The sequence below is a fragment of the Azospirillum sp. B506 genome, assembly GCF_000333595.1.
Taxonomy (GTDB): domain Bacteria; phylum Pseudomonadota; class Alphaproteobacteria; order Azospirillales; family Azospirillaceae; genus Azospirillum.
In genome coordinates this window covers 1-7,962 of sequence record NZ_BADK01000056.1, presented here as the reverse complement: position 1 = coordinate 7,962, position 7,962 = coordinate 1, and the positions used below count along the sequence as shown (strand labels likewise).

Genomic DNA, 7,962 nt, shown 5'->3' with positions numbered 1-7,962 from the left:
AGATCCATCTGGCGATTTTCCTGAAGACGATCTGGGCCAGCGCGCTGGTCACCGCCACCACGCTGGCCGTCTGCTATCCGGTCGCCTTCTATCTGGCGCAGGTGGCGCCGAAGCGGCGGCTGCCGCTGCTGATCCTGATGCTGGTCGTGCCCTTCTGGATCAACGAGCTGCTGCGCACCTTCTCCTGGTACATCATCCTGGCCTTCAACGGGCCGCTGAACGCGCTGCTGCTGGGGCTCGGCATCATCGACGAGCCGCAGCGCTTCCTGGGCGGCGACGGCGGCGTGATCGTCGGCATGGTCTATGTCTACATCCTGTTCATGGTCTTCCCGCTCTACAACGCCATCGAATCGCTGGACCGCAACCAGATCGAGGCGGCGCGGGATCTGGGCGCCGGATGGCTGCGCATCCACCGCCGCATCGTGCTGCCCCATGCCAAGCCGGGCATCGCGGTCGGCTGCATCATGACCTTCATGCTGGCCGCCGGCAGCTATGCCGTGCCGGCCCTGCTGGGCGGGCCGAACAGCCGCTGGTTCACCGAGATCATCTACAACTGGTTCTTCGAGGGCGGGAACTGGAACCAGGGGGCGGCCTACGCCTTCATCCTGCTGGTGCTGTGCATCGGCTTCATCCTCGGCGCGATGCGGCTGTTCCGCGTCGGGCTGGCGGATATCGCGAAGTGAGCCTGCCTCCTATGGGATCACCGACATGACCGCTGCCCGCTTCCGCCGCCTGCTGACCGGCGCCTATCTGGTTCTGTTCTTCGGCTATCTGTTCCTGCCGCTGGGGATCATGGCGGCGGCGACCTTCAACAGCAGCCGCTTTCCCACCGTCACCCCCTGGATGGGCTTCACGCTGAGCTGGTTCCAAGCGCTGTGGGGAGATCAGCGCATGTGGGCGGCGCTGGGCACCAGCCTGATCGTCGGGGCGGGGTGATCGCGCTTGCGGTGCCCCTGGGGCTGGCGGCGGCGCTGCTGCTCGACCGGCTGCACGCCGGGCCAGGACCGTCCTCTATGCGCTGATGGTGTCGCCGCTGCTGACGCCGGGGGTGATCGTCGGCATCTCGACCCTGGTGTTCTGGCGGGAATGGTTCGGGGTCAGCGGCGGGCTGTTCCTGACCGTGGTCGCGCAATCCAGCTTCATCGCCGCCTATGCCATGCTGCTGTTCTCGGCAAGGCTGGAGCGGTTCGACCCGGCGCTGGAGGAGGCCGCACTCGACCTCGGCGCCACGCATGGCCAGGTGTTCCGGCGCATCACACTGCCGTACCTGATGCCGGCGATCCTGTCGGCGGCCCTGCTGGCCTTCCTGCAGAGCTTCGAGAACTACAACACCACGCTGTTCGTGCGCGGGCTGGACACCACCCTGACCGTCTTCATCGCGACCAAGGTGCGCACCGGCCTGACCCCGGCGGTCAACGCGCTGTCGCTGGTGCTGATCGCGCTGACCGTCCTGGGCGCCGTCGTCTACGAGATCCTGCGCCGGCGCGAGGCGCGCCGGCAGGCAGGGTCCGTAACCGCCTGATCGTCAGTCCTCTTCCGCCTCGTCGGCGTCCGCCTCGATCTGGGCGGCGAGATCGCGCAGCATGTCGATGACGTCTTCGTGGCTGGTCTCGTCCACGGCGGCGTTCACCGCTGCCTCGATCATGGCGACGGCGATGTAGGGGCCGAGCGGGCCACCTTCCTTGATCGCCTCATCCAGGTGCTTTTCGGCGATCGACAGCGCCTTTTCGAACAGCGCCTCGGCCGTCTGGTTGGTGGTGTCCTTGCTCATCGTCCGGTCCGTTGCGGAGGGTTGGTCCGACTCCAATAACACGGCCCATCGGCGATTGGCGCGGGAATTCGCGGGTCCGGTTGGAAAATTGGGACGGCAAAGCGGGAAGCCGGGCTTGCGCCGTCCCGGACCATACGCCACAGTCCGGCGATGCATTGACCTATACGGCAAGGAAGACGGCATGACCGGCACGCCCGACCTGACCAGCCCCGACCTCTATCGCTTCTGGTGGGAGGAGCGCGTGCGCTTCAACGACCTGGATGCGGTCGGGCACGTCAACAACAACGCCATCGGCGTCTTCTTCGAACAGGCGCGCATCGCCCTGCTGCATGGCGCCGGCGGCTTCCGCGACGGGGATCCCTGGACCGTGGTGCTCGCCCGCAGCCTGATCGAATACAAGGCGGAGCTGCTCTATCCCAACACGGTGCGGATCGGCGCGCGGACGCTGCGGGTCGGCACCAGCTCGATCACGCTCGGTTGCGCCATCTTCCTGGGCGACCGCTGCATCGCCACCCAGGAAGCGGTGGCGGTGATCGTCGACAAGGCCGCCCATCGCCCGACGCCGATCGCGGAACCGTTGCGCGCCAAGCTGCTGGAGGCGTAAAGGGGGCGCAGCAATCCCCAGCATCCAACGGACCCCCGATATGACGCGCCCAGCCAAGCGCCCCTTCGCCAAGGGACGCCAGCCGACCCGCAAGACCACCCAGCCGCCCGCCGAAGCGCGGGAGATCGAGGTCGCCATCGCCGATGTCGGGGCGCGCGGCGACGGGGTGGCCTTCGCTGACGGCCTGCGCCTGTTCGTCCCCTACACGGTGGCGGGCGACCGCGTGCGCGTCCGTGTCGCCGAAAGCGACGGAAAAGGGGAGGGCGTACGGGGCGAATTGCTTGAGGTGCTTGAGTCCGGTCCCGGCCGCCAGACCCCGCCCTGCCGCCATTTCGGCCGCTGCGGCGGCTGTACGCTCCAGCAGATGGACGATGCGACCTACGCCGCCTGGAACAGCGGGATGGTGCGTGGAGCGCTGGAGCGGGTCGGGCTGGGCAATGTCGTGATGGAGCCGCTGGCACGTACACCCGCTGCCGCCCGCCGCCGCGCCCGGTTCGCGGCGCTGAAGCGGGGCAGGCGGGTCTGGTTCGGCTTCAACGAGCGGCAGAGCCACCGGCTGGTCGATCTGGAGGAGTGCCCGATCCTGGCGCCGCGCCTGTTCGATCTGGTCGAGCCTCTGCGCGGCCTGCTGGCCGGCCTGCTGCCGGACGGCGGCGATGCCGACGTGGTGCTGACCGACCTGGAAGGCGGGGTCGACCTGCTGCTGGTCGGGCCGCGCAGCCTGGATCGCGCCGCCCGCGAGCTGGTGGTCGCCTTCGAGCCGGAGCGCATCGCCCGCATCGCCTGGCAACCGACCGACCGCGCGGCAGCCGAGCCGGTGGCGAACCGCCGGCCGGCCTTCATCCGTTTCGCAGGCGTTCCGATTCAGCCGCCCCCTGGCGCCTTTCTCCAGGCGAGCGCGGAGGGCGAAGCCGCCCTGGTGGCGGCGGTGCGCGAGGGAGTCGGGCAGGCCGCCCGCATCGCCGACCTGTTCGCGGGCGTCGGCACCTTTTCCATTCCGCTTGCGCAACAGTCGTCGGTTCATGCGGTGGAGGGCGACGAGGCGGCGGTGGCGGCGCTCGGCCGCGCGGTGCAGGGGCTGCGGCTGACGGCCGAGCGCCGCGACCTGTTCGAGACCCCGCTGAGCGTCAAGGAGCTCGATCGTTACGATGCCGTGGTGTTCGATCCGCCGCGCGCCGGTGCCGCGGCCCAGGCAGCGGCGCTCGCCGGCAGCAAGGTGCCGCGGGTGGTCGGGGTGTCCTGCAATCCCGCCAGCTTCGCCCGCGACGCGCGGGTGCTGGTGGATGGCGGCTATCGTCTGGTGAAGCTCTGGCCGGTCGACCAGTTCCTGTGGTCGGCCCATGTGGAACTGGTCGGCCTGTTCGAGCGGTGAGGAGGCTGTCGCAGCCTCCTCCCTCGCCTCAATCCAGCTGCAGGACGATCGCCTTCAGATAGGCCGACTCCGGAAGATTCGGGTGAACCGGATGGTCAGGGCCGGCGCCGGCGCTGCGCAGGATGCGGCCGGTGCGGCCGGCGTCGTTCAGGCCGCGGGCGACCAGCTCGGCGAAGGTCGGCGGATCGACATTGTGGCTGCATGACCCGCATAGCAGATAGCCGCCCGGTGCCGTGATCTTCGCGGCCAGCCGCGCCATCTTGCGGTAGGCGCGGGAGCCGGCGGCCAGATCCTTCTTCGACTTCACGAAGGCCGGCGGGTCGGCGATCACCACCTCGAAGGTCTCGCCGGCCGCGGCCAGCCGCTCCATCTCCTGGAAGGCGTCGGCCTTGCGTGCCTCGAAGCGGTCGGCGACGCCGTTCGCCTCGGCGGCGCGGCTGGCATTCTCCAGAGCCAGGGCGGAGCGGTCGACCGCGACCACCTGGGTGGCGCCGGCCACCGCGCACTGGATGCCGAAGCCGCCATTGTAGCTGTAGAAGTCGATGGCCCGGCCGCCTTTGGCCAGCGAAGCGATGAAGGCGCGGTTGTCGCGCTGGTCGTAGAACCAGCCGGTCTTCTGGCCGTCCAGCGGGTTGGCGAAGAAGGTGACGCCATTCTCCTCCAGGCGGATCGGGCCATCGATCTCGCCCTTGGCCAGCCGGGTCTCCTCCGTCAGCCCCTCCAGCGCGCGCTGGCTGCCGTCGTTGCGCAGGATGACCGCGCGCGGCGCCATCACCTCGTCGATGGCGGCCAGGATCTCGTCGATCCGGCGGTCCATGAAGACGGAGTTGGCCTGCACCGTCACCACATCGTCGAAACGGTCGACGATCAGGCCCGGCAACCCGTCGGCCTCGGCATGGACGACGCGGTAGAAGGGACGGGAGAACAGCCGGTCGCGCAGACCCACCGCGCGGCGCAGCCGGTCGGCGATGAAGGCCTGGTCCACCACCGTCGCCGGGTCGTTCGACAGATGCCGGGCAGCGATCAGCGTGTGCGGATTGAAGGTGTAGATGCCCAGCGGCGTCCCGCCGGGGTCCAGCAGCCGCACCGGGCTGCCGGGCGGCACCGCCTTGGCGGTGGTGTCCATCTGGACTTCGTTGGAATAGACCCAGGGATGTCCCTGCATGACGCGCCGCTGGCGGCCGGCCTGCAGGTGGATCGCCGGGTATTTCTTGACGGGTTTGGTGCCGGTGTCGCTCATGGGCCGCATCCTAGCGGCAAATCGGCCGCGTGCAATGGCCGCGGTGGTCCTGCTATTCCGCTCCGACGGCGCCTTCCGGTTCGGCTGCCGGTTCGCCGATATGGATCGCCAGCCACACCGTCGACTCGCCGACGGCCGTGGCGGCAACGCGGTGGCGGGTACGGGCGGGCAGCAGCGCCCAGTCGCCGGGGGCCAGCAGGCGGTCGTCCCCTCCCTCCACCTGCAAGGTGGCGGTGCCGGTGACCAGCAGCACGAACTCGTCCCACCCCTGGTCGTACCAGAAGCCATCCGGCGAGGTCTGGCCGGTGGAGACGATCCGCTCGATCCGCACACCGGGCAGCGCCGCCAGTGTCGCGAAGAGTTCGTCGGGCTGTGGGCTTGCGGGAAGCCCTTCCAGCAGGCTGCCGTATCGTGCTCCGCTCATTCGCAAAATTCCGGGTTCGGTGATTGCCGCAAGGCACCGTCATGGACGAGACCGCGATCCTGTACCAGCCGCGGCGGCGGGTCGAGATCGGCGGAACGGCCCCTGCCCGCCGGGTGCTATTCCGCGCCGAACCGTCCGTCGGCCGCCGCCTCCGGGGCGTTGTCGTTGACCACCGTCAGATGCTTGCAGAAGCGGATCGTCTCCTGCCGGTGCCCTTCGATGCGGAAACAGTCGGGAATGGGGTTGCGGCGGCTGTCGCGCGTGACGTAGCGCTCCGGCAGGGTGGTGTGGATGGCGGCGCAGCCCAGCCGGCGGGCCAGCCCCTCCATCGCCCGCAGCAGCGTCTCGGCGATACCGGCGACGTCGAACAGGTCGAGCACGACGAAGTTGTCCACGCACAGCGTCCGTCCGTGGATCAGGTGAGGTTCGACTGCGTAGGAGAACAGCCCGTGCATGTACCCCTGCGCGTTCTGCACGGTCATGATGCCCCGGTCGGCGGGCCGGCCACTCCCTCCATCGCCGCTCCCGGTTGTGCTGTCCAGCACCGCTGCGGCAAATGCGCGCCATTGGTCGACCCCCAGGCCCGGCACGATGGCGCAGACCAGCGGGTAAGCCTGGTCGATCTGGCGCCGACCAAGGGGTTTTGCGATGAAACCGTCGTCCATTTCAGCCCGGCCGATTGCAAGGACGCTGAACGATGGCAGGCCCAGGCCGCAAGGGTCGTTGACGTAGATCAATGTTGCTGCCCCCCCCGATCCACATAGTGGGCGCCATTGGAGACAGGCGCGCCCGGCGTCCCTCTTGGCATTTCCGAGTGCAACCTGTCCCGCTCCTTAACAGTACGTACCCAGTGGTGGTGCAACCCAGAAGGCGCGGCCCCACGGCCGCCCGGGGCAAACGGGAGAGATTGTATGACATCAGCGACTCTGACTTCAGGGGCCACCCTGGGCAGCCAGCGGGTGTCGGAAGACGTGCGTTACCATGAGGACGCCATCCGACTCTTCGTTATCGCTGCAGTGTTCTGGGGCGTGGTCGGTTTCCTGGCCGGCACCTTCATCGCTCTGCAGCTGGCCTTCCCGGCGCTGAATCTCGGGTTGGAGTGGACGAGCTTCGGGCGCCTGCGCCCGGTCCACACCTCGGCCGTGATTTTCGCGTTCGGCGGCAACGTGCTGCTCGCCACTTCGCTTTATTCGGTCCAGCGGACTTGCCGCCAGCATCTCTTCGGGGGCGAAGGGTTGGCGAAGTTCATCTTCTGGAACTACAACATCTTCATCGTGCTCGCGGCGCTGAGCTATGTCCTGGGCTACACCCAGGGCAAGGAATACGCCGAGCCGGAGGGGTCCTCGACCTGTACCTGACGGTCGTCTGGGTGGCCTATGGGTTCCAGTTCATCGGCACGGTGATGACGCGGCGCGAGTCGCACATCTATGTGGCGACTGGTTCTTCATGGGTTTCATCCTGACCGTCGCGATCCTGCACATCGGCAACAACGTCAAAATCCCGGTGTCGCTGTTCGGCATGAAGTCCTACACCTTCGTGTCGGGCGTGCAGAGCGCCATGTTGCAGTGGTGGTACGGCCACAACGCGGTCGGCTTCTTCCTGACCGCCGGCTTCCTGGGCATCATGTACTACTTCGTGCCCAAGCGCGCCGAGCGGCCGGTCTATTCCTACCGCCTGTCGATCGTCCATTTCTGGACGCTGATCTTCCTCTACATCTGGGCCGGCCCGCACCACCTGCACTACACCTCCCTGCCGGACTGGGCGCAGACGCTGGGCATGACCTTCTCCGTCATGCTGTGGATGCCGTCCTGGGGCGGCATGATCAATGGCATCATGACCCTGTCGGGCGCCTGGGATAAGCTGCGCACCGACCCGGTCCTGCGTTTCCTGGTCACCTCGGTCGCCTTCTACGGCATGTCGACCTTCGAAGGCCCGCTGATGTCGGTCAAGCCGGTCAATGCCCTGTCGCACTACACCGACTGGACCGTCGGCCACGTGCATTCCGGCGCGCTCGGCTGGGTCGCCTTCATCTCCTTCGGCGCGATCTATTATCTGGTCCCGGTGCTGTGGAAGCGCTCGCAGCTCTACAGCCTGCGTCTGGTCAGCTACCACTTCTGGACCGCCACCATCGGCATCGTGCTCTACATCACCGCCATGTGGGTGTCGGGCATCATGCAGGGCCTGATGTGGCGCGCCTACGACAACCTGGGCTTCCTGCAGTACTCCTTCGTGGAGACCGTCGCGGCGATGCACCCGTTCTACGTGATCCGCGCGATGGGCGGCGTCCTGTTCGTCACCGGCGCTCTCATCATGGTCTACAACCTGTGGCGCACGGCGAAGGGCGATGTCCGCATCGAGAAGCCCTATGTCACCACGCCGCACAAGGCGACGGTCGGCGCGGCCTGACGCTAGGGAAGGATGCGAGAAATGGCTCAGGATAAAAAGGGCTTCAGCCACGACCTGATCGAGCGGAACACCCTTCTGCTGATCGTGCTCGTGCTGATCACCGTGTCGATCGGCGGTCTGGTTCAGATCGTCCCGCTCTCACGAT

At 67.6% G+C, this 7,962-nt stretch carries 9 protein-coding genes and 2 pseudogenes; 7 read left to right on the top strand and 4 right to left on the bottom strand.

Going from position 1 to position 7,962, the window contains the following annotated elements; translation table 11 throughout:
• From I71_RS01740 to I71_RS39325, 3 genes are all read left to right on the top strand, one after another.
• On the top strand, positions 1–683 hold a 683-nt coding region (locus tag I71_RS01740; RefSeq protein ID WP_042689381.1), incomplete at its 5' end, for an ABC transporter permease.
• A 25-nt stretch (positions 684–708) separates the two neighbouring features.
• Entirely contained in the window at positions 709–936 is a 228-nt protein-coding gene (locus I71_RS39330; RefSeq protein WP_244433561.1) for an ABC transporter permease, read from the top strand.
• An 85-nt stretch (positions 937–1,021) separates the two neighbouring features.
• A complete protein-coding gene (locus I71_RS39325) occupies positions 1,022–1,522 on the top strand; it encodes an ABC transporter permease (protein WP_244433560.1) in 501 nt (166 codons plus the stop codon).
• 3 nt (positions 1,523–1,525) lie between these two features.
• Here I71_RS39325 and I71_RS01730 read toward each other — a convergent pair whose 3' ends face one another.
• On the bottom strand, positions 1,526–1,771 hold the full coding sequence (locus I71_RS01730; protein WP_014248877.1) for a hypothetical protein: 246 nt from the start codon (positions 1,769–1,771) through the stop codon (positions 1,526–1,528).
• Between the two features lie 181 nt (positions 1,772–1,952).
• On the opposite strand from I71_RS01730, the gene I71_RS01725 reads away from it, so the two are divergent.
• Both I71_RS01725 and I71_RS01720 read left to right on the top strand, forming a co-directional pair.
• Positions 1,953–2,375, top strand: coding sequence for a thioesterase family protein (locus I71_RS01725; protein ID WP_042689375.1), 423 nt, complete (start codon positions 1,953–1,955; stop codon positions 2,373–2,375).
• Between the two features lie 40 nt (positions 2,376–2,415).
• Entirely contained in the window at positions 2,416–3,747 is a 1,332-nt protein-coding gene (locus tag I71_RS01720) for a class I SAM-dependent RNA methyltransferase (RefSeq protein WP_042689371.1), read from the top strand.
• Between the two features lie 28 nt (positions 3,748–3,775).
• Here I71_RS01720 and I71_RS01715 read toward each other — a convergent pair whose 3' ends face one another.
• The 3 genes from I71_RS01715 to I71_RS01705 all read right to left on the bottom strand — a co-directional run bounded on the left by I71_RS01715 (position 3,776) and on the right by I71_RS01705 (position 6,076).
• A complete protein-coding gene (locus I71_RS01715; RefSeq protein ID WP_042689368.1) occupies positions 3,776–4,987 on the bottom strand; it encodes a class I SAM-dependent rRNA methyltransferase in 1,212 nt (403 codons plus the stop codon).
• 52 nt (positions 4,988–5,039) lie between these two features.
• A complete protein-coding gene (locus tag I71_RS01710) occupies positions 5,040–5,411 on the bottom strand; it encodes a cupin domain-containing protein (RefSeq protein ID WP_042689366.1) in 372 nt (123 codons plus the stop codon).
• Positions 5,412–5,527: 116 nt separating this feature from the next.
• The gene (locus tag I71_RS01705; RefSeq protein ID WP_042689384.1) at positions 5,528–6,076 is read right to left on the bottom strand and encodes a hypothetical protein; all 549 of its coding nucleotides are present in this window, start codon (positions 6,074–6,076) and stop codon (positions 5,528–5,530) included.
• Between the two features lie 246 nt (positions 6,077–6,322).
• Between I71_RS01705 and ccoN the strand changes: the two are divergent.
• Together ccoN and I71_RS39320 are read left to right on the top strand one after the other, a co-directional pair.
• Positions 6,323–7,817 (top strand): annotated as a pseudogene (gene ccoN / locus I71_RS01700) (cytochrome-c oxidase, cbb3-type subunit I).
• A 21-nt stretch (positions 7,818–7,838) separates the two neighbouring features.
• A pseudogene (locus I71_RS39320) lies at positions 7,839–7,962 on the top strand (cytochrome-c oxidase, cbb3-type subunit II); the annotation flags it as partial.